This window comes from Colwellia polaris, assembly GCF_002104515.1.
Classification (GTDB): domain Bacteria; phylum Pseudomonadota; class Gammaproteobacteria; order Enterobacterales; family Alteromonadaceae; genus Cognaticolwellia; species Cognaticolwellia polaris.
In genome coordinates, this window is sequence record NZ_NBOE01000021.1 from 1 (window position 1) to 21,475 (window position 21,475).

Sequence of the window (21,475 nt, forward strand, 5' to 3'; positions counted from 1 at the left end):
GGACGAAGGTTTACGCTTCGCTATCCGTGAAGGTGGTCGTACTGTAGGTGCTGGTGTTGTATCTAAAATCATCGCTTAATAGCTGATTTAAGAAACACCTTTAAAAAGACGCTTCGGCGTCTTTTTTTGTTTTCGGGTGATTAATAATTGAATGGTGGTATTACAGTTGGTGCTGATGTTGTATCTGCTCTTACCTTAGAAAACTATCGCTTAATAGCTGATTTAAGAAACACCTTTAAAAAGACGCTTCGGCGTCTTTTTTTGTTTTCGGGTGATTATTAATTGAATGGTGGTATTACAGTTGGTGCTGATGTTGTATCTGCTCTTACCTTAGAAAACTATCGCTTAATAGCTGATTTAAGAAGCACCTTTAAAAAGACGCTTCGGCGTCTTTTTTTGTTTTCGGGTGATTATTAATTGAATGGTGGTATTACAGTTAATGTTGGCGTTGTATCTGCTCTTACCTTAGAAAACTATCGTTTAATAGCTGATAATTAGAGACACCTTTAAAAAGACGCTTCGGCGTCTTTTTTGTTATTAAGAGATTAGTAAAGTTAGTGCTGGTGTTGTATCTGCTCTTACCTTAGAAAAGCATCACTTAATAGCTGATAATTTGAGACACTTTTAAAAAGACGCTTCGGCGTCTTTTTTGTTATTAAGAGATTAGTAAAGTGAGTGCTGGTGTTCTATCTACTCTTACCTTAGAGAAGCATCGCTTAATTACAAACTAGCAGGTTATTTTGTGAAAAATGAACTAACTGTTTTTGAGCCATAATGTGGCGTTTGAAAGGGACAAAAAGATACATTTTAAGTAGCTATACTTTGATATAGTTAAAAAAATTTTATGTTCGCAATGCTCATATCTCTAGTGGTTTATCTGTTCAAGATGGAATAGCTATAAATATTTTAAGGCTGTTTATTCAAATTGTCATAGTCAGTTGATAAATTATTATTCATTGTATTTAATTAAATAAAGTACATATAACGCGATATAAAGCCTGCTTCCTCTTTATTATCAATGGAGTGATAGATGTTTTTTATTGATCAAATCATATTGTTAGCCGCGGTATTAATCTTACTAGGTATCATATCAAGTAAATTATCAGCGCGTTTAGGCTTGCCTGTATTAGTACTTTTTTTAATTGTTGGTATGTTAGCAGGTGAAGATGGTCCTGGCGGAATTCTATTTGATAATGCTGAAGCTGCTCACTCTTTAGGAACGTTGGCCTTAGCGTTAATATTATTTGATGGTGGTCTACAAACACCATTTAAAGCGATTAAACTTGTTTGGAAGCCATCCTCAGCTCTTGCTACTTTTGGTGTTCTTATTACAGGAGCTATCACCGGCTACGCAGCTGCCTATATCTTAGATATTTCATTACTACATGGAATGTTACTTGGCGCTATTGTTGGCTCTACAGACGCGGCTGCTGTTTTTTCATTGTTACGTAATGCGGGTATTCATTTAAATGGAAAATTAAAGGCTACCTTAGAAATTGAGAGTGCATCAAATGATCCTATGGCGATATTCTTAACCATAGGTTTATTAGAAGTTTTAGTAAACGGTATGAAACCAGGCAAAGATTTGTTGGTGATGTTTGTTTCACAGATGGGTCTAGGTTTAGCTGTCGGATTAGCTGTGGGTTGGTTGTCTGTGCGATTGATTAACCGTATTCAATTAGTTGCGGCAGGTTTATATCCGGTATTAGTTGCTGCTTGTGGTTTACTTTCATTTGGAATTACCGCCAATATTGGTGGTAGCGGATTTTTAGCTGTTTTTATTACTGGTGTTGTTATCGGTAACAGCCGGTTTGTTTTCCAACGTAGCACTTTTTTGTTCCACGATGGCTTAGCTTGGTTAAGTCAAATAACTATGTTCGTTGTGCTTGGTTTGTTAATCACTCCAACTTCACTATTAGATGTATGGCTTGAAGGGCTTATTATTGCTTTTGTGTTGATTTTCATCGCAAGACCACTTGCTGTAATGCCGATTTTAGCGCTTTTCGGTTTTAATATTCGTGAAATGACATTGGTGTCTTGGATTGGTTTAAGAGGCTCTGTACCAATTATACTGGCGATATTTCCGCTAATATTTGGTTTACCTGGGGCTGATTTAATTTTTAATGTGGTATTTTTTGTTGTCTTAATTTCAGCGACGTTACAAGGGTCGAGTTTAGCTTGGGTGGCAAGAAAACTGAAGTTAACTTTGCCGCCACCTGTTACTCCTGCAGCAACATTAGAGATAACCGCTTTAGCTGATGTCGATGCTGGTATTGTTGAATATACTTTAGGTCATACTTCTCGAGCTGCGGGTAGTCGTATTTCGCAATTAGCATTGCCTGAAAGTGCGGTAATGGCAATGATCTCACGCAAGAATAATATTATTGCTCCCCGTGGTTCAACACTACTAGAGGCAGAAGATCAGTTGTTTATTGTACTTAAGCCTGCCACAAGAGCATTTGTTGATAGTGTGTTTTCAGGCAAGGAGGCAGGAGCTGAAAATATTTTGCCTGCGCAAGAACTGAGAGTTAAAGGTAATACACAAGTTATCGATATTACTCATTCATACGGCATTAATATAACCGGTGCAGCGCAAGATACGTTAGAGCAAGTCATTAAAGCTAATTTAATAACTGAAGCAAAAGTTGATTTTGTTGTGGAGCTAGCAGAAGTTAATTTATATGTCAGAGAAATGGTCAATGAACGCATTATTACTGTTGGTATTCTCGTAAAGCAAAAGAATAAGCAACGCATTACTAAATAATATATTCTATTTTACGATATAAAATCTCTAATGCCGCTAATATTATGGTTTAAAATTAGCGGCTATTAGTTACATTCTATTTGCTTTGATTTCGTTTTAACTTAATAGCCCTAAAGTAGGCCGGAACGTAGCCAAAAAGGTTTATTACGAAACCATAATGTTACAATCCATTTCTCACCTGTGGTAACAGATTTACCGCGGTGAATACTGCTAACATCTCTATTTTCTTCATGATCGCAGTTATCAAAAATCAATACTTTATTACAGGCTGGCTTTACTGTTATTAACGGGGTTTTAAATTCGGTTTCACCACCAGTAAAATCATCATTTAAATAGAATATAGCGGTTTTTACCCTTTGGCCAAATTGCGAAATGTGTTGTGCAATTGATGCTGTATGTGGGTAAATATGATCATAATGCCATTGGTAATATTGCTCAGGTAGGTACTTTAACACGACCGGGGGTTCAGCGAATGTAATAGGTATACCCGCTGATTTAGCTAACAAATTTTCTAACAGCGCTAGCGCCATAGAATCGTTGGGCAGTGGTGTAGGGTAGTGGCTATTATTTCGAATATTTTCATTTTTACTATTCTTGCCTTCACCGCCAAAAAGAGAAACATCTTTTAGTAATGGCGCACAGTGAGTGATGATATTATTAAGCTGCTCAACTTTAAAAGGCATATTATGCGTGTATTTATTATTGCCGATTATATCTGGAGCAGAAATTAAATCGGTCATTGTTTGAAGCTTAATCAGTAATTGCCTTTGTCTACTCAAACTAAATTTGTTAATTATTTCAGCTGAGTAGGTTATTGCCTCTTCAGTTTTGCTATCAAGTTCAGCGCTAATATCGCTTTCAACTTCAATGTAGTGCTCAAGGGATCTTATCGCGGGCGTATCCCAATGAATATTGGCCGCAACTGCTAAGGCCAATTCTTTTATTGAACAATCACTTCTAATTGAGTGTACTAACCAAAGGTTTGAAAATTCAGCATTACTATTCGCTAATCTAAACACGGTTGAGGGGTCTAATTTACCGAAGTGTTTATCTTCGAGTAATGCTAAAAACATAAGATACTCATTGTTATAAAAAATTCGGCAATCAAAATATCTAATCTCTTGGCTAATATCAAGCTTTAGCATCTTATCAAGGCTTGTTAGATAGCGCTTGTTGTATTTTTTGACCAGTAAACGAAGTCACACACTAGGGTTATTGAGATAACTTCAAAATAGTCCTTGAGTAAAATATTTTGATTAGTATAATAGCGCCTCACTTCTAGAGTCACTCTTAATTCCCAAACAACTAAGAACCACTCGGTAAGTGTAAGTAGAAATTGAAGGGGTATAGTTCCAATTGGTAGAACAGCGGTCTCCAAAACCGACGGTTGGGAGTTCGAATCTCTCTACCCCTGCCATTATTTAGTAAAGTGCTTATTAATCGAGATAATCGAATAATAGGTGCTTTAGATTTTAACCTCGACGCGGTTGAGGTGTTTTGTCTTAGGTTAGGCATGTAATTACAGGTAGTAAATATGAATGCAAGTACTGAAACTGAACCAAGTGGTTCATTGGATTTTTTAAAGTGGGGCGTAATTGTTTTACTTTTAGCTGGCGCAGTTGTCGGTAATTACATTTTTGCTGAGCAATCAGTACTTGTTCGCGCTTTAGCAGTAGTAGCTGCTATTGTTGTTGCCGGACTTGTTGCTATGCAAACAGTTAAAGGTCGTAACGCAGTAGATTTTGCTAAAGAATCTCGCACTGAAGTACGTAAAGTAGTTTGGCCAACTCGTCAAGAAGCAGTACAAACAACAGGTATTGTATTAGTGGCAACATTAATTATGTCGTTATTGCTTTGGGGTTTAGATTCAGTTCTTTTCTGGGTAGTAGGTTTAATAACTGGATTAAAAGTAGGTTAAGGTACCGTTATGACTGAAGAAATTACAATTACAGATGCGCCTGAAAAAAACAATAATCCAAAATTACGTTGGTATGTAGTACAAGCGTTTTCTGGTTATGAAGGTCGTGTTCAAAAAACATTGCTTGAACATATTGGCATTCATGGCTTAGAAGAAAAGTTTGGCGAAATTTTAGTGCCAACTGAAGAAGTTATCGAAATGCGAGCTGGGCAAAAGCGTAAAAGTGCACGCAAATTTTTCCCAGGCTATGTTTTAGTTCATATGGAACTAGACGATGAATCATGGCATTTAGTTAAAAGCGTTCCTCGTGTATTAGGTTTTATTGGTGGTACTAAAGAAAGACCTGCACCGATTTCTCAAAGAGAAGCGGATCGCATATTACAGCGTCTTGAAGATACTGATAAGCCTAAGCCTAAAACATTGTTTGAGCCAGGCGAAGTGGTACGTGTTATTGATGGTCCATTTGCTGACTTTAATGGTGTTGTTGAAGAGTTAGATTACGAGAAAAACCGTATTAAAGTTTCGGTACTTATCTTTGGTCGCTCTACACCGGTTGATTTGGAGTTTGGTCAAGTCGAAAAAGGCTAGCATCAAGTACTGACTAAATCTTAAAGAGCCAGAGTTTTTACTCTGGCTTTTTTATGTCTAATACTTCCTATATTTGTTCTTCTTTCACGGTAGATACTTTGATTAAGTTGTTACAGGGAGAAACCAATGAGAAAAGCATGAGGAACGATTTAAGATTCTTATAGATTTTTTTCACTTCTCATTTAGTCCTCCTTCATTTCTCGTTGTGAATAATTTTATTATATAAATATGAAATTAGTGAATAATGCGTGAGTTATGTGCAGTATCTAGCATGGCATTTGTTTATTCCTAGGCTGTGATTAATATTTTACAGGGAGAAACCAATGAGAAAAGCATGAGGAACGATTTAAGATTCTTATAGATTTTTTTCATTTCTCATTTAGTCCTCCTTCATTTCTCCTTGTGAATAATTTTATTATATAAATATGAAATCAGTGAATAATGCGTGAGTTATGTGCAGTATCTAGCATGGCATTTGTTTATTCCTAGGCTTTGATTAATATTTTACAGGCAGGAAACAATGAGAAAAGCATGAGGAACGATTTAAGATTCTTATAGATTTTTTTCATTTCTCATCTAGTCCTCCTTCATTTCTCCTTGTAAATCATTTTATTATATAAATATGAAATCAGTGAATAATGCGTGAGTTATGTGCAGTATCTAGCATGGCATTTGTTTATTCCTAGGCTTTGATTAATATTTTACAGGCAGGAAACAATGAGAAAAGCATGAGGAACGATTTAAGATTCTTATAGATTTTTTTCATTTCTCATTTAGTCCTCCTTCATTTCTCCTTGTAAATCATTTTATTATATAAATATGAAATCAGTGAATAATGCGTGAGTTATGTGCAGTATCTAGCATGGCATTTGTTTATTCCTAGGCTGTGATTAATATTTTACAGGGAGAAACCAATGAGAAAAGCATGAGGAACGATTTAAGATTCTTATAGATTTTTTTCACTTCTCATTTAGTCCTCCTTCATTTCTCCTTGTAAATCATTTTATTAAGTACAGGATTAACGCTTTGCGATGTTTTTTTATACAAAAATAAATCTAATCTTGCACAATGACCTTTGAATAATATATAATCCGCTGCCGATTTTATCTGATGAAGAGAAAATCGTTTTTTTGTTAACGGGGAGCTGATGTTAAATATCAGCGTTTGAACCCAAACTAAAGGTATTAAAACCATGGCTAAAAAAGTCACAGCTTTAATCAAGCTACAAGTTGCTGCTGGTGCAGCAAACCCGTCACCGCCAGTTGGTCCTGCACTAGGTCAACACGGTGTGAACATCATGGAATTCTGTAAAGCGTTTAACGCAAAAACTGATTCTTTGGAAAAAGGCGCTCCTGTTCCAGTAGTAATTACTGTATATGCTGATCGTTCTTTCACATTTGAAACAAAAACTCCACCTGCTGCTTATTTACTTCTTAAAGCTGCTGGTGTTAAGAGTGGTTCTGGTCGTCCTAACACTGAAAAAGTTGGTACTGTAACTACAGCACAACTTGAAGAAATCGTTAAGATTAAAGAAACTGATCTTACTGCTGGTTCTATGGAAGCTGCAGTGCGTACCATTGCGGGTTCTGCTCGTTCAATGGGTTTAGTGGTAGAGGACTAATCAATGGCTAAATTATCAAAACGCGCTCGTCTTATCCGTGAAAAAGTAGACGTATTAAAAGAATATGACATTTCTGAAGCTCTTTCTTTACTTAAAGAATTAGCGACTGCTAACTTCCGTGAAAGCGTTGATGTTGCAGTAAACCTTGGCATAGATGCTCGTAAATCAGATCAAAACGTACGTGGCGCGACTGTATTACCTAACGGTACTGGTCGTGATGTGCGTGTTGCTGTATTTACTCAAGGCGCTAACGCTGATAAAGCGAAAGAAGCTGGTGCAGACATCGTAGGTATGGAAGACTTAGCAGAACAAGTTAAAGCCGGTAACATGGACTTTGACGTTGTAATCGCTACTCCAGACGCTATGCGTGTTGTTGGTCAACTAGGTCAAATCTTAGGCCCACGTGGTTTAATGCCTAACCCTAAAGTTGGCACAGTAACTCCAGATGTCGTTACTGCTGTAAACAATGCTAAAGCGGGTCAAGTTCGCTACCGCAATGACAAAAACGGTATCATCCATACTACTATTGGTAAGGCTGATTTCGAAGATGCTAAATTGCAGGAAAACCTTGAGTCATTATTGGAAGCGCTTAAAAAAGCAAAACCAGCTAATGCTAAAGGCCAGTACATTAAGAAAATTTCTGTTTCAACTACAATGGGTGCCGGTGTTACCGTTAGCCCTGCGAGCTTGACACTTTAATTTTCTGTAAAGTGTCGAAAATCGATACTTTACAAGGGTGAAGTTGTAGACTATAATTTCGCCCCTTAAATTTTGGTAGGTGTTGTCCAATTATTAGCATGAATTTGCTATGGACAGCCCCGTCAAAGACCGTAGGAGCTGAGACGATTCTTCGTTGACTGCTTAATATTTCCTACGTAGATGGTGATTACCCAGTATTTCCTAATTCTGGTCCTCGCCGTAACGGCCTAGACAAATATTAATTTGTTTAGGGATAGTAAATACCGGTTTTTTATTGCCGGTGAACCAGGAGTAAAGCCAATGGCTATCAATCTTGATGACAAAAAAGCAATTGTTGCTGAAGTTCAAGAAGCTGCCAATGGCGCTCAATCAGCTGTAGTCGCGGATTCACGCGGTGTTACAGTTGAAGCAATTACTGTATTACGTAAGCAAGCACGTGAAAACGGTGTATGGATGAAAGTTATCCGTAACACGTTAGCACGTCGTGCATTACAAGGTACTGACTTTGAATGTGTTACTGACACATTAGTTGGTCCATCTTTAATTGCATTTTCAAACGAGCATCCAGGTGCAGCAGCACGTTTATTCACAGATTTCGCTAAAACTAACGAAAAATTTGAATTAAAAGCAGCAGCATTTGAAGGTAATGCAGTAGACGTAAACATGTTAGCTAAGCTACCTACTTACGACGAAGCAATTGCACGTTTAATGAGCGCTATGAAAGAAGCATCTGCAGGCAAACTTGTCCGCACTATTGCTGCAGTACGCGATCAGAAAGAGCAAGAAGCTGCTTAATAATTGTTTACCTCTGCTATTACTTAAACATATGCAGAACACAATTCGCACTTTTTGTATTTATAGTTATTTCAAACAGCCAAAGGCTGTTTATTAAAAAACAGGAAATTTAAAATGTCTATTTCTAAAGACGATATCCTAAACGCAATTGCTGAAATGTCAGTAATGGACGTTGTTGCACTAATCGAAGCAATGGAAGAGAAATTCGGCGTATCTGCTGCTGCTGCTGTTGCAGTTGCTGGTGGTGACGCTGGTGGTTCTGCTGAAGAGCAAACTGAATTCGACGTAATCATGACTGGTTTCGGCGAGAAGAAAGTTGCTGTAATCAAAGCAGTTCGTGGCGCTACAGGTCTTGGCTTAAAAGAAGCTAAAGACTTAGTTGAATCAGCTCCTAAAGCGATTAAAGAAGGCGTTGAAAAAGCTGAAGCTGAAGAGCTTAAGAAAGTTCTTGAAGAAGCAGGTGCTTCTGTTGAGATCAAATAATCTGTTTTTAAACAGATTATTTGCCTGAAAAGGCAATGGCTGGTGATTTAAACGTCACCGGCCTTTTTGCGCTAAAGAAAGTGGTTTTTTTTTAAACCAAAACAGTGCATATTTGATACTTGATAAAAAAAGTATCACTGCAATATCCTGTCTTTTATAAGGCAGATTCGGCCATAACCAGCAAGCTGAGGAACCCCATGGTTTACTCTTACTCTGAAAAGAAACGTATTCGCAAGGACTTTGGTAAAAGTGTTCAAGTAATGGATTATCCATTCTTGTTATCAATCCAACTCGAATCTTTCCGTAAGTTTATTGATATTGATCCAACAGGTGAAACAGGCCTAGAGGCTGCATTTCATTCTATTTTTCCAATTAAAGCTTATTCTGGTAGCTCAGAATTACAATTCGTTAGCTATCGTTTGGGCGAGCCGTTATTTGACGTTAAAGAATGTCAAATCCGCGGTATCACCTACTCTGCGCCATTACGCGTTAAATTACGCTTAGTCGTTTATGATAAAGAAGCGGCGGCAGGTACAGTAAAAGATATCAAAGAACAAGAAGTATACATGGGTGAAATACCATTAATGACTGACAACGGTACGTTTGTCATCAATGGTACAGAGCGTGTTATTGTTTCACAATTACACCGTTCTCCAGGTGTGTTTTTCGATCATGATAAAGGGAAAACACATTCATCAGGTAAAGTGTTATATAACGCACGCGTTATTCCTTACCGTGGTTCATGGTTAGATTTCGAATTCGATCCAAAAGATAACTTATTTGTTCGTATTGACCGTCGTCGTAAATTACCGGCGTCAATAATTTTGCGTGCTTTAGAGTACTCAACTGAAGAAATACTAGATATCTTTTACGATACAACAGATTTTTCGATCAAAGGCGATAAGTTAGTAATGGATTTAATTCCAGAACGCTTACGTGGTGAAACAGCGACTTTCGACATTAAGTTACCTAAAGGTGATGTTTTAGTTGAACAAGGTCGACGTATTACTGCTCGTCATATTAGATCGTTAGAAAAAGCTAAACTTGATAAGCTAGAAGTTCCTGCGGAATATATCGTAGGTAAAGTACTTTCTAAGGCTTATATAGACAAATCTACTGGTGAAGTTATAGCTGAAGCTAACGCTGAAATCACTTTAGAAATGTTAGCTGAATTAAGCCAAGCCGGACATAAAGTATTATCTACTTTATATATGAACGAATTTGATGTTGGTTCATACATGTCAGATACACTTCGTGTAGATAACTCAACAAATCGCTTAGAAGCGCTAGTTGAAATTTACCGTATGATGCGTCCAGGCGAGCCACCAACAAAAGACGCTGCAGATACGTTATTTAATAACTTATTCTTCGCGCTAGAACGTTATGACCTTTCAACTGTTGGTCGTATGAAGTTCAACCGTCGTGTTGGTAATGCTGATGATGTAGGTACAGGCGTATTAACCAAAGAAGATATCATTTCTGTAATGAAGACTTTAATTGGTATACGTGATGGTAAAGGTGAAGTTGATGATATCGATCACCTTGGTAACCGTCGTATCCGTTCTGTTGGTGAAATGGCAGAAAACCAATTCCGTGTTGGTTTAGTACGTGTTGAACGTGCTGTACGTGAACGTTTAAGTCTGGGTGACTTAGATGCGATCATGCCACAAGACTTAATTAACGCTAAGCCTATTTCAGCTGCCGTTAAAGAGTTCTTTGGTTCATCACAATTGTCACAATTTATGGATCAAAACAACCCGCTATCAGAAGTAACGCATAAGCGTCGTATTTCTGCTTTAGGCCCTGGTGGTTTGACTCGTGAACGTGCAGGCTTTGAAGTTCGAGATGTACATCCAACGCATTACGGTCGTGTTTGTCCGATTGAAACGCCAGAGGGACCAAACATTGGTTTGATCAACTCGCTTTCATGTTACGCACGTACCAACGATTATGGTTTCTTAGAAACACCTTATCGTAAAATCGTTGATGGCTCGATCACTGATGAAGTAGATTACTTATCAGCAATCGAAGAAGGCAACTTTGTGATTGCACAAACAACTGCAGAAATTGATGCTGATGGTAAATTAGTTGAAGGTTTAGTTGCTTGTCGTCATAAAAACGAATTTACATTAATGTCTGCTGAACAAGTTCAGTATATGGATGTATCTCCACAACAAATCGTATCTGTAGCGGCATCTTTGATTCCGTTCCTAGAGCACGATGATGCTAACCGTGCCTTGATGGGCTCGAACATGCAACGTCAAGCTGTTCCAACATTAATAGTGGATAAGCCACTTGTTGGTACGGGTATGGAGAAAATTGTTGCGGTTGACTCTGGTGTAACTGTTGTTGCTAAACGTGGCGGTGTTGTTGCATACGTTGATGCTTCACGTATTGTTGTTAAAGTTAACGAAAATGAAATGCATGCTGGTGAAGCAGGTATTGATATTTATAACTTAACTAAATATACCCGTTCAAACCAAAATACTTGTATCAACCAGCGCCCATTGTGTCGTATGGCTGAACCAGTGGTTCGCGGTGATGTTTTAGCTGATGGTCCTTCTACAGATATGGGTGAATTGGCACTTGGCCAAAACATGCGTATCGCTTTCATGCCTTGGAATGGTTACAACTTCGAAGATTCAATGTTGTTATCTGAGCGTGTTGCTACAGAAGATCGTTTCACAACGATTCATATTCAAGAATTAACTTGTATCGCTCGTGATACTAAACTTGGTAGTGAAGAAATCACTGCTGATATTCCAAATGTTGGTGAGTCTGCATTATCTAAATTAGATGAAGCAGGTGTTGTTTACATTGGTGCTGAAGTTAATGGCGGCGACATCTTAGTAGGTAAAGTTACTCCTAAAGGTGAAACGCAATTAACACCAGAAGAAAAACTTTTACGTGCAATCTTTGGTGAGAAAGCCGCTGACGTTAAGGACAGCTCTTTACGTGTTCCTAATTCAGTGTCTGGTACTATCATCGATGTACAAATCTTCACCCGTGACGGTGTAGAAAAAGATGCTCGTGCTGTTGAAATCGAAGAAATGCAACTTAAACAAGTTAAGAAAGACTTGGGTGATGAGTTTAGTATTCTTGAAGATGGCATTTACGCTCGTGCGAAGAAATTATTGTTAACTTCAGGTTTAAATGAATCTGACCTTAACAGTATGTCTCGTGATAAGTGGTTAGTGCAAAACTTAAGTGATGAAGGTCAACAATCTGAACTTGAGCAAATCGCTGAACAATACGACAACATTAAAGCTGATTTCGATAAGAAATACGAAATTAAGCGTCGTAAAATCACTCAAGGTGCCGATTTAGCACCGGGCGTATTGAAAATAGTTAAAGTACATTTAGCCGTTAAACGTCGTATCCAGCCAGGTGATAAAATGGCCGGTCGTCATGGTAACAAAGGTGTTATTTCAAACGTAGTACCTGTTGAAGACATGCCTTACGATGAGCACGGTGTTCCAGTTGATGTAGTACTTAACCCGTTGGGTGTACCATCACGAATGAACATTGGTCAGATCCTAGAAACGCATTTAGGTATGGCAGCACGTGGTATTGGTGAGAAAATTAACCGTATGTTGGAAGCTCAACAAGAAATTCACAAATTACGTGAATTCTTGAAAGAAGTTTACAGCTTAGGTGAGTCTCGCCAAGAAGTTGATATTGACTCATTCTCGGATGACGAAATTATGCGCTTAGCAGGCAACTTACGTGCAGGTCTTCCGATTGCTACACCAGTATTTGATGGTGCAAGTGAACGTGAGATTAAAGATTTATTCAAACTTGCTGATATGCCTGAAAGTGGTCAGTTTACACTAACAGATGGTCGTACTGGTCGTAACTTTGAGCGTCCTGTAACTGTTGGTTACATGTACATGTTGAAACTAAACCATTTAGTTGATGACAAAATGCATGCGCGTTCTACTGGTTCATACAGTCTAGTAACGCAACAACCTCTTGGTGGTAAAGCACAGTTTGGTGGTCAGCGTTTCGGTGAGATGGAAGTATGGGCACTTGAAGCATACGGTGCTGCTTACACCTTGCAAGAAATGTTAACGGTTAAATCTGATGATGTTAATGGTCGTACTAAGATGTATAAAAACTTAGTTGACGGTGATCATCGTATGGAACCGGGTATCCCTGAATCATTCAACGTATTGTTGAAAGAAATTCGTTCGTTGGGTATCAACATCGAATTAGATCAGGACTAGGCTACCTTAAGCTACATTGCTGACTTCAAAGATTTTGAGGTCAGTACATGGAGAGAACAGACAACTGTTCTCTCCGGTATTTAACTCCGACAGGAGATAGTGTGTGAAAGATTTACTTAAGTTTCTTAAGCAACAAAATCAAACAGAAGAGTTCGATGGAATTCGCATTGGACTAGCTTCACCTGACATGATCCGTTCATGGTCTTTTGGTGAGGTAAAGAAACCTGAGACGATTAACTATCGTACTTTTAAGCCGGAACGTGATGGTTTGTTCTGTGCGCGTATATTTGGTCCAGTAAAAGACTATGAATGTCTTTGTGGCAAATACAAACGTCTTAAGCATCGTGGTGTAATTTGTGAAAAATGTGGCGTTGAAGTTACATTAACAAAAGTTCGTCGTGACCGTATGGGTCATATCGAATTAGCAAGCCCAGTTGCTCATATTTGGTTTTTAAAGTCATTGCCATCACGTATCGGTCTATTATTAGACATGACATTACGTGATATTGAGCGTGTACTTTATTTTGAATCTTATGTTGTTACCGAACCAGGTATGACAACGTTAGAGAAAAGCCAAATTCTAACCGAAGAAGAATATCTTGACGCGTTAGAAGAGCACGGTGATGAATTTGACGCCCTAATGGGTGCTGAAGCAGTACTTGCGTTATTACAACAGATCGACCTTGACGGTGAAGTAGCGCAAATGCGTGAAGAATTGCCTGAAATCGGTTCTGAAACAAAACGTAAGAAAATCACAAAGCGTTTAAAGTTAATGGAAGCATTCGCGGCTTCAGGCAACAAGCCTGAGTGGATGATCATGAACGTTTTACCAATTTTACCACCAGATTTACGTCCGTTGGTACCATTGGATGGCGGCCGTTTCGCAACGTCTGACCTTAACGATTTATACCGTCGTGTAATTAACCGTAACAACCGTTTAAAACGTCTTCTTGACTTAGTAGCACCAGACATTATCGTACGTAACGAAAAACGTATGTTACAAGAATCTGTTGATGCATTACTAGATAACGGTCGTCGTGGTCGTGCTATTACGGGTTCTAACAAACGTCCTCTTAAATCACTTGCCGATATGATTAAAGGTAAGCAAGGTCGTTTCCGTCAGAACTTACTAGGTAAACGTGTAGATTACTCTGGTCGTTCTGTAATTACCGTTGGCCCAACATTACGTTTACACCAATGTGGTTTACCGAAAAAAATGGCACTTGAGCTATTCAAGCCATTTATTTACGGTAAGTTAGAAGCCCGTGGTTTAGCGACAACAATCAAAGCAGCTAAGAAATTAGTTGAACGTGAAGGCGCAGAAGTATGGGATGTACTTGACGAAGTGATTCGTGAACATCCAGTAATGCTTAACCGTGCACCAACACTACATAGATTGGGTATCCAAGCGTTTGAACCTGTATTGATTGAAGGTAAAGCAATACATTTACATCCGTTAGTTTGTGCGGCATATAATGCCGATTTCGATGGTGACCAAATGGCGGTACACGTACCGTTGACAATCGAAGCACAAATGGAAGCACGTACGTTGATGATGTCAACGAACAACGTACTTTCTCCAGCTAACGGTGACCCTATCATCGTACCATCACAAGATGTTGTATTAGGTTTATATTACCTAACACGCGATCGTGTAAATGGTTTAGGTGAAGGTATGGTATTTACCGACATTAAAGAAGCTGAAAAAGCGTACCGTACAGGTTTTGCTGAGCTTCATGCACGCGTTAAAATTCGTATTACTGAACATGTTCGTAATGCTGATGGCGTTCTTGAACCAAAAATTACCTTACGTGATACTACAATTGGTCGTGCCATCTTATGGCAAGTATGTCCTGACGGCATGCCTTATGACTTAATTGATCAGCCGCTAGGTAAAAAGCCAATTTCAAAACTGATTAACCATGCGTACCGTAACTTAGGTCTTAAAGATACCGTTATCTTTGCCGATCATATTATGTACACAGGTTTCCACTACGCGATGATCGCGGGTGCTTCAGTTGGTATCGATGATATGGTTATTCCAGCTGCGAAATACAGCATCATCGAAGATTCTGAAGAAGAAGTTGCAGAGATTCAAACTCAATTTGAGCAAGGTCTTGTAACTCAAGGTGAAAAATACAACAAAGTAATTGATATTTGGTCATCTGCGAACGAGAAAATCTCGAAAGCGATGATGGACAACTTATCAAAAGAAACTGTGATCAACCGTGATGGTGAGCCAGAAGAGCAAGACTCTTTCAACTCAATCTACATGATGGCGGATTCTGGTGCTCGTGGTAGTGCCGCACAGATTCGTCAGCTAGCTGGTATGCGTGGTTTGATGGCTAAACCAGATGGTTCAATCATCGAAACACCAATCACCGCTAACTTCCGTGAAGGTTTGAACGTATTACAATACTTCATCTCTACTCATGGTGCGCGTAAAGGTTTGGCTGATACGGCATTGAAAACAGCTAACTCGGGTTACTTAACTCGTCGTTTAGTTGATGTTGCACAAGATTTAGTTGTTACTGAACATGACTGTGGCACAGAAGATGGCCTATTAATGACACCATTGATTGAAGGTGGTGATGTTGTTGAGCCGTTACGTGAACGAGTACTTGGTCGTGTGGTATGTGAAGATGTATTAATTCCAAATACTGATACGGTTTTATTACCACGTAATACATTAATTGATGAAGCACTTTGTGATGTTATTGAAGAAAATTCAGTAGACCAAATCAAAGTACGTTCAATCATTACTTGTGAAACTGACTTTGGTATTTGTGCTCATTGTTACGGCCGTGATTTGGCTCGTGGTCATATGATCAACCAAGGTGAAGCGATTGGTGTTGTGGCAGCACAATCTATCGGTGAACCTGGTACTCAGTTAACCATGCGTACGTTCCACATTGGTGGTGCTGCATCGCGTGCATCTGCTGAGAACAATGTACAAGTTAAGAATACAGGTACACTGAAATTACAAAACGCTAAATTTGTAACTAACTCTGAAGATCACCTTGTTATTACTTCACGTTCATCAGAACTTACGGTAATCGATGAGCTAGGTCGTGAAAAAGAGCGTTATAAAGTACCTTACGGTACCATTCTTAATAAGAAAGATGGTGAAGCAATTGCATCAGGCGATATTATCGCTAACTGGGATCCGCATACGCATCCAATTATCACTGAGGTTGGTGGTAAGGTTCAATTCGTAGAATTGATCGATGGTGTAACTATGGTTCGTCAAACTGATGAGCTTACTGGTTTATCAAGTATCGTTGTAACTGAAGCGGGTCAACGTAACTCTGCAGGTAAAGAAATGCGCCCGGCAGTTAAGTTAGTTGATGCTAAAGGTAATGACGTAATGATAGCCGGCACTGAAATTCCAGCACAGTACTTCTTACCAGGTAACGCTATCGTTAACCTTGAAGATGGTGCGGAAGTTGGTGTAGGTGATGCATTAGCACGTATACCACAAGCGTCTTCTAAGACTCGTGATATTACCGGTGGTTTACCACGCGTAGCTGACTTATTTGAAGCACGTAAGCCTAAACTTCCAGCAATCTTAGCTGAGAAAACAGGTATTATTGCTTTCGGTAAAGAAACTAAAGGTAAAGTACGTTTACTTATCACTCAACCAAGTGGTGAAGTATACGAAGAGATGATTCCGAAAATGCGTCAATTAAACGTGTTTGAAGGTGAATCTGTACTTAAAGGTGAAGTAATTGCCGATGGTCCAGAATCTCCACACGATATCTTACGTTTACGTGGTGTTGCTCCAGTAGCTAACTACATTGTTAACGAAGTACAAGAAGTATACCGTTTACAAGGTGTTAAGATTAACGATAAACACATTGAAGTTATCGTACGTCAAATGATCCGCAAGTGTGAGATTTTAGACGCCGGTGATAGTGATTTCCTTAAAGGTGAAATCCTTGAGGTTGCACGTGTGAATATCTCTAATCGTGAATTAGAAGCTGCAGGCAAACAGCCAGCTGAATACGAAATGCAAATGATGGGTATTACTAAAGCATCATTAGCAACTGAGTCATTCATCTCAGCAGCATCTTTCCAAGAAACGACACGTGTACTTACTGAAGCAGCGGTAGCTGGTAAGAAAGACACACTTCGTGGCTTAAAAGAGAACGTTATTGTTGGTCGCTTAATCCCAGCAGGTACAGGTTATGCTTATCATCAGGAACGTGCGCGTGCTAAAAATGCCGTTCCAGTTGAAGAAGTAACAGTATCAGCTGATGACGCAGCGCAAGCACTAACAGATGCACTTAACGCAGATTTATCATCATAGTATTGATAATTCAGTTTAAAGCATCGATTAACCTGTCTATTGCGAGTAAAGCTTGACAGGTTAAAGCTTGACCTATAGAATTCCGCGACCCTATATTCCGTACCTTCGTGTATAGAATCTAGAGTCGCGGATTTTCACGTTTATAAGGGTGTAAATTTCCCCATTGATTGGAATTTACACAAATTTAACTAATCGGGAGCTATTTAATGGCAACTATTAACCAATTAGTACGTAAACCACGTGTAAGACAAGTAACTAAAAGTAACGTTCCAGCGTTACAAGCTTGTCCACAACGTCGTGGCGTATGTACTCGTGTGTACACTACTACACCAAAGAAACCAAACTCGGCACTACGTAAAGTAGCTCGTGTTCGTTTAACTAACGGATTCGAAGTAACTTCTTACATCGGTGGTGAAGGTCACAACTTACAAGAGCATAGCGTTATCTTGATTCGTGGTGGTCGTGTTAAAGATTTACCGGGTGTGCGTTATCACACCGTTCGTGGCGCACTAGATTGTTCTGGTGTAAGCGATAGAAGACAAGGCCGTTCTAAATACGGTGCTAAACGACCTAAATCTTAAGTTTCCCTTTCTTAGCAATAATAGCTAGAGAATAGAAACGTTAAGTAAGGCCAAATAACATATTACATTTTGGGTTTATCCTGAATATAACGGAGAATTAAGATGCCAAGAAGACGCGTCGTAGGGCAACGTAAAATATTGCCAGATCCTAAGTTCCATAACGAACTTTTAGCAAAATTCATCAACATCCTTATGGTTGATGGTAAAAAATCTACTGCAGAAAAAATTGTTTACGGTGCATTAGACATTTTAACTGAAAAGAACTCTGAAAAAACTCACCTTGAGTTATTCGAGACAGCGTTAGACAACATCCGCCCACAAGTGGAAGTAAAGTCTCGTCGTGTTGGTGGTTCTACTTACCAAGTTCCAGTTGAAGTTCGTCCTGTGCGTCGTAATGCACTAGCCATGCGTTGGTTAGTTGAAGCAGCTCGTAAACGTGGTGAAAAATCAATGGCTCAGCGCTTAGCTAACGAAATGTTAGATGCGTCTGACAGCAAAGGTTCAGCGGTTAAGAAACGTGAAGACGTTCACCGTATGGCTGAAGCTAACAAAGCATTCGCTCACTACCGTTGGTAGAAACTATCAACTAACATTAATTGTTAGTTATATAGTCAGAAGTGTAATGCCGTGGTTATCATCGAGTATCAGTATTGATACAAAGTGATAACCACAACTGTTTTATAATCTGAGATAAAACTCAGAAAGAGGAAGTAATTGTGGCACGTATAACCCCTATTGAGCGTTACCGTAACATTGGTATTTGTGCTCATGTCGATGCCGGTAAAACGACAACAACAGAAAGGGTACTTTTCTATACTGGTCTTTCACATAAGATCGGTGAAGTTCATGATGGCGCGGCCACTATGGATTGGATGGAGCAAGAGCAAGAGCGAGGTATCACTATTACTTCTGCTGCTACTACTTGTTTCTGGAAAGGGATGGAAGCACAATTTGAAGATCATCATATCAACATTATTGATACTCCTGGTCACGTAGATTTTACGATTGAAGTAGAACGGTCATTACGTGTATTAGATGGTGCAGTATTAGTGTTGTGTGCGTCTTCAGGTGTTCAACCGCAAACAGAAACTGTATGGCGTCAAATGGAGAGATACTCTGTTCCACGCTTAGTTTTTGTTAATAAGATGGACCGTACTGGTGCAAATTTTTTAGCGGTTGTTGAGCAACTTAATTCTCGCTTAGAAGCAAATGCAGTTCCAATTCATTTAGCAATTGGTGCTGAAGATGACTTTTCTGGTGTTATCGACTTAATCAAAATGAAAGCCATAAACTGGAACGAAAGTGACCAGGGTATGACCTTCACCTATGAAGATATCCCAGCAGACATGCAAGAAGAAGCCGAGCATTGGCATGAAAACCTTGTATCTGAAGCGGCAGAAGCCTCAGAAGAATTATTAGATAAGTACCTTGAAGAAGGTGAATTATCTGAAGCAGAAATAAAATCTGCGCTACGTACCCGTACACTAAACAATGAAATAGTTCTTTGTTCTTGTGGCTCAGCCTTCAAAAACAAAGGTGTACAAGCAGTACTTGATGCTGTTATCGAATTTCTACCTTCGCCAATAGATGTTGAAGCGATAAAAGGTATTAATGATGACAAAAACGAAACTGAAGGTTCTCGCGAAGCTGATGATAAAGCACCATTTGCTGCTTTAGCATTTAAAGTTGCAACAGACCCTTTTGTTGGTACGTTAACGTTCTTTCGCGTTTACTCAGGAGTGGTAAAAACTGGCGACAGTATATACAATCCTGTTAAAGGTAAAAAAGAGCGGTTAGGTCGTATTGTGCAAATGCATGCAAATGACCGTAAGGAAATAAAAGAAGTTAGAGCGGGTGATATAGCTGCGGCTATTGGCCTCAAAGATGTTACTACTGGTGACACATTGTGTGATGTAAATCATGCTATAACGCTCGAACGTATGGAATTTCCTGAACCGGTTATTTCTGTAGCAGTTGAGCCAAAAACTGTCGCTGCCCAAGAGAAAATGGCAATAGCGTTAAGTAAATTGGCCGCAGAAGATCCGTCATTTAGAGTTATCTCAGATGAAGAAACGGGTCAAACCATCATTTCAGGTATGGGGGAATTACACCTCGATATTTTAGTTGAACGCATGAAACGTGAGTTTAGTGTTGAATGTAATGTCGGTAATCCACAAGTGGCTTATCGCGAAACTATTCGTTCAGCAGTTGAAGTGGAAGGTAAATTTGTTCGTCAATCAGGTGGCAAAGGTCAATTTGGCCATGTTTGGTTGAAATTGGAACCTTTACCTGAAGGTGAAGGATTCGAGTTTGTTAACGAAATTGTTGGTGGTACAATTCCAAAAGAATTTATCCCATCAGTTGAAAAGGGTTGTAGAGAGCAAATGGACAGTGGTGTTTTAGCGGGTTACCCGTTATTAGACATCAAAGTCACGCTTTATGACGGGTCTTTTCATGATGTTGACTCAAACGAAATGGCGTTTAAAGTCGCTGCGTCAATGGGATTCAGACAGGGGGTGCTTCAAGCATCACCCGTTATACTTGAACCTATGATGAAAGTTGAAGTTATTACGCCAGAAGCAAACATGGGTGATGTCGTTGGTGATTTAAATCGCCGCCGCGGCATGATCGATGGCATGGACGAAGGTCCAGCTGGTTCTAAGGTAGTGAATGCACTTGTGCCACTATCTGAAATGTTTGGTTACGCTACGGCATTACGTAGTGCAACTCAAGGTCGCGCATCTTATTCGATGGAGTTTCAGCAATATAGCGAAGCACCAAAGATTGTTGCCGACAAAATAATTGAATCTTAGTAAGGCTTTTTGAAAGTCTGGCTCGGTCTTATGGCCGGGCTTTTAATAAACTTTAAGGTAATTGAAAAATGGCTAAAGAAAAATTTGAACGTAATAAACCGCACGTTAACGTTGGTACAATTGGACACGTTGATCACGGTAAAACAACTTTAACAGCTGCAATCTCTGCAGTATTAACTAAAGTACACGGTGGTGAAGTTAAAGATTTCGCACAAATCGATAATGCTCCAGAAGAGCGTGAGCGTGGTATTACAATTAATACTTCTCACATCGAGTACGATACAGAAACACGTCACTACGCACACGTAGATTGTCCTGGCCATGCTGATTACATCAAAAACATGATCACAGGTGCAGCACAAATGGATGGCGCTATCTTAGTAGTTGCTGCTACAGATGGTCCTATGCCACAAACACGTGAGCACATCTTGTTATCACGTCAAGTTGGCGTACCTTTCATCATCGTATTCATGAACAAATGTGACATGGTAGATGACGAAGAGTTATTAGAATTAGTAGAAATGGAAGTTCGTGAACTTCTTTCAGAATACGAATTCCCAGGTGACGACTTACCAGTAATTCAAGGTTCAGCTTTAGGCGCACTTCAAGGTGAAGAGAAGTGGGAAGCTAAAGTAGTAGAACTTGCAGACGCACTTGATTCTTACATTCCAGAGCCAG

Annotated in this window: 15 protein-coding genes and 1 tRNA gene; 15 read left to right on the forward strand and 1 reads right to left on the reverse strand. The window is 39.2% G+C overall.

Annotated features, from left to right (window positions below; all coding sequences use genetic code 11):
* On the forward strand, positions 1-79 hold a 79-nt coding region (locus tag B6A32_RS18960), incomplete at its 5' end, for an EF-Tu C-terminal domain-related protein (RefSeq protein WP_198946944.1).
* A gap of 951 nt (positions 80-1,030) precedes the next feature.
* Positions 1,031-2,764, forward strand: coding sequence for a potassium/proton antiporter (locus B6A32_RS18965; protein WP_085306487.1), 1,734 nt, complete (start codon positions 1,031-1,033; stop codon positions 2,762-2,764).
* Positions 2,765-2,874: 110 nt separating this feature from the next.
* On the opposite strand, the gene B6A32_RS18970 is transcribed toward B6A32_RS18965, so the two are convergent.
* On the reverse strand, positions 2,875-3,837 hold the full coding sequence (locus B6A32_RS18970) for a prolyl hydroxylase family protein (protein WP_158088523.1): 963 nt from the start codon (positions 3,835-3,837) through the stop codon (positions 2,875-2,877).
* 267 nt (positions 3,838-4,104) lie between these two features.
* Here B6A32_RS18970 and B6A32_RS18975 point away from each other — a divergent pair.
* From B6A32_RS18975 to B6A32_RS19040, 13 genes are all read left to right on the forward strand, one after another.
* Positions 4,105-4,181: transfer RNA gene (locus B6A32_RS18975), tRNA-Trp, on the forward strand.
* A 117-nt stretch (positions 4,182-4,298) separates the two neighbouring features.
* Positions 4,299-4,682, forward strand: a complete 384-nt coding sequence (gene secE / locus B6A32_RS18980; protein WP_085306489.1) for a preprotein translocase subunit SecE — start codon at positions 4,299-4,301, stop codon at positions 4,680-4,682.
* Between the two features lie 9 nt (positions 4,683-4,691).
* Positions 4,692-5,270 (forward strand): transcription termination/antitermination protein NusG, encoded by a 579-nt coding sequence (nusG, locus tag B6A32_RS18985; protein WP_085306490.1) that lies wholly within the window; start codon positions 4,692-4,694, stop codon positions 5,268-5,270.
* 1,192 nt (positions 5,271-6,462) lie between these two features.
* Positions 6,463-6,891 carry a 50S ribosomal protein L11 gene (gene rplK, locus B6A32_RS18995; protein WP_085306492.1) on the forward strand — a complete coding sequence of 143 codons (429 nt, stop codon included), beginning with the start codon at positions 6,463-6,465 and terminating at the stop codon, positions 6,889-6,891.
* Positions 6,892-6,894: 3 nt separating this feature from the next.
* Positions 6,895-7,590, forward strand: a complete 696-nt coding sequence (gene rplA / locus B6A32_RS19000) for a 50S ribosomal protein L1 (RefSeq protein ID WP_085306493.1) — start codon at positions 6,895-6,897, stop codon at positions 7,588-7,590.
* A gap of 300 nt (positions 7,591-7,890) precedes the next feature.
* Positions 7,891-8,385, forward strand: a complete 495-nt coding sequence (rplJ, locus tag B6A32_RS19005; protein WP_085306494.1) for a 50S ribosomal protein L10 — start codon at positions 7,891-7,893, stop codon at positions 8,383-8,385.
* 114 nt (positions 8,386-8,499) lie between these two features.
* On the forward strand, positions 8,500-8,868 hold the full coding sequence (rplL, locus tag B6A32_RS19010; RefSeq protein WP_085306495.1) for a 50S ribosomal protein L7/L12: 369 nt from the start codon (positions 8,500-8,502) through the stop codon (positions 8,866-8,868).
* 197 nt (positions 8,869-9,065) lie between these two features.
* Positions 9,066-13,094: a DNA-directed RNA polymerase subunit beta gene (rpoB, locus tag B6A32_RS19015; protein ID WP_085306496.1), complete on the forward strand. Its 4,029-nt coding sequence runs from the start codon at positions 9,066-9,068 to the stop codon at positions 13,092-13,094.
* A gap of 103 nt (positions 13,095-13,197) precedes the next feature.
* The gene (gene rpoC, locus B6A32_RS19020; RefSeq protein WP_085306497.1) at positions 13,198-17,403 is read left to right on the forward strand and encodes a DNA-directed RNA polymerase subunit beta'; all 4,206 of its coding nucleotides are present in this window, start codon (positions 13,198-13,200) and stop codon (positions 17,401-17,403) included.
* A 206-nt stretch (positions 17,404-17,609) separates the two neighbouring features.
* Positions 17,610-17,984: a 30S ribosomal protein S12 gene (gene rpsL, locus B6A32_RS19025; RefSeq protein WP_011045492.1), complete on the forward strand. Its 375-nt coding sequence runs from the start codon at positions 17,610-17,612 to the stop codon at positions 17,982-17,984.
* Between the two features lie 102 nt (positions 17,985-18,086).
* Positions 18,087-18,560, forward strand: coding sequence for a 30S ribosomal protein S7 (gene rpsG, locus B6A32_RS19030; protein WP_077288472.1), 474 nt, complete (start codon positions 18,087-18,089; stop codon positions 18,558-18,560).
* Positions 18,561-18,700: 140 nt separating this feature from the next.
* Positions 18,701-20,797 (forward strand): elongation factor G, encoded by a 2,097-nt coding sequence (fusA, locus tag B6A32_RS19035; RefSeq protein WP_085306498.1) that lies wholly within the window; start codon positions 18,701-18,703, stop codon positions 20,795-20,797.
* A gap of 68 nt (positions 20,798-20,865) precedes the next feature.
* Positions 20,866-21,475: GTP-binding protein (locus B6A32_RS19040; protein WP_143327896.1), on the forward strand; the 610-nt coding region annotated here is incomplete at its 3' end.

Bases quoted from the DNA above. Each gene is read 5' to 3' on its own strand.
- B6A32_RS18965 (WP_085306487.1), top strand. From the start codon at position 1,031: ATGTTTTTTATTGATCAAATCATATTGTTAGCCGCGGTATTAATCTTA.
- B6A32_RS18970 (WP_158088523.1), bottom strand. From the start codon at position 3,837: ATGTTTTTAGCATTACTCGAAGATAAACACTTCGGTAAATTAGACCCC.
- secE (WP_085306489.1), top strand. From the start codon at position 4,299: ATGAATGCAAGTACTGAAACTGAACCAAGTGGTTCATTGGATTTTTTA.
- nusG (WP_085306490.1), top strand. From the start codon at position 4,692: ATGACTGAAGAAATTACAATTACAGATGCGCCTGAAAAAAACAATAAT.
- rplK (WP_085306492.1), top strand. From the start codon at position 6,463: ATGGCTAAAAAAGTCACAGCTTTAATCAAGCTACAAGTTGCTGCTGGT.
- rplA (WP_085306493.1), top strand. From the start codon at position 6,895: ATGGCTAAATTATCAAAACGCGCTCGTCTTATCCGTGAAAAAGTAGAC.
- rplJ (WP_085306494.1), top strand. From the start codon at position 7,891: ATGGCTATCAATCTTGATGACAAAAAAGCAATTGTTGCTGAAGTTCAA.
- rplL (WP_085306495.1), top strand. From the start codon at position 8,500: ATGTCTATTTCTAAAGACGATATCCTAAACGCAATTGCTGAAATGTCA.
- rpoB (WP_085306496.1), top strand. From the start codon at position 9,066: ATGGTTTACTCTTACTCTGAAAAGAAACGTATTCGCAAGGACTTTGGT.
- rpsL (WP_011045492.1), top strand. From the start codon at position 17,610: ATGGCAACTATTAACCAATTAGTACGTAAACCACGTGTAAGACAAGTA.
- rpsG (WP_077288472.1), top strand. From the start codon at position 18,087: ATGCCAAGAAGACGCGTCGTAGGGCAACGTAAAATATTGCCAGATCCT.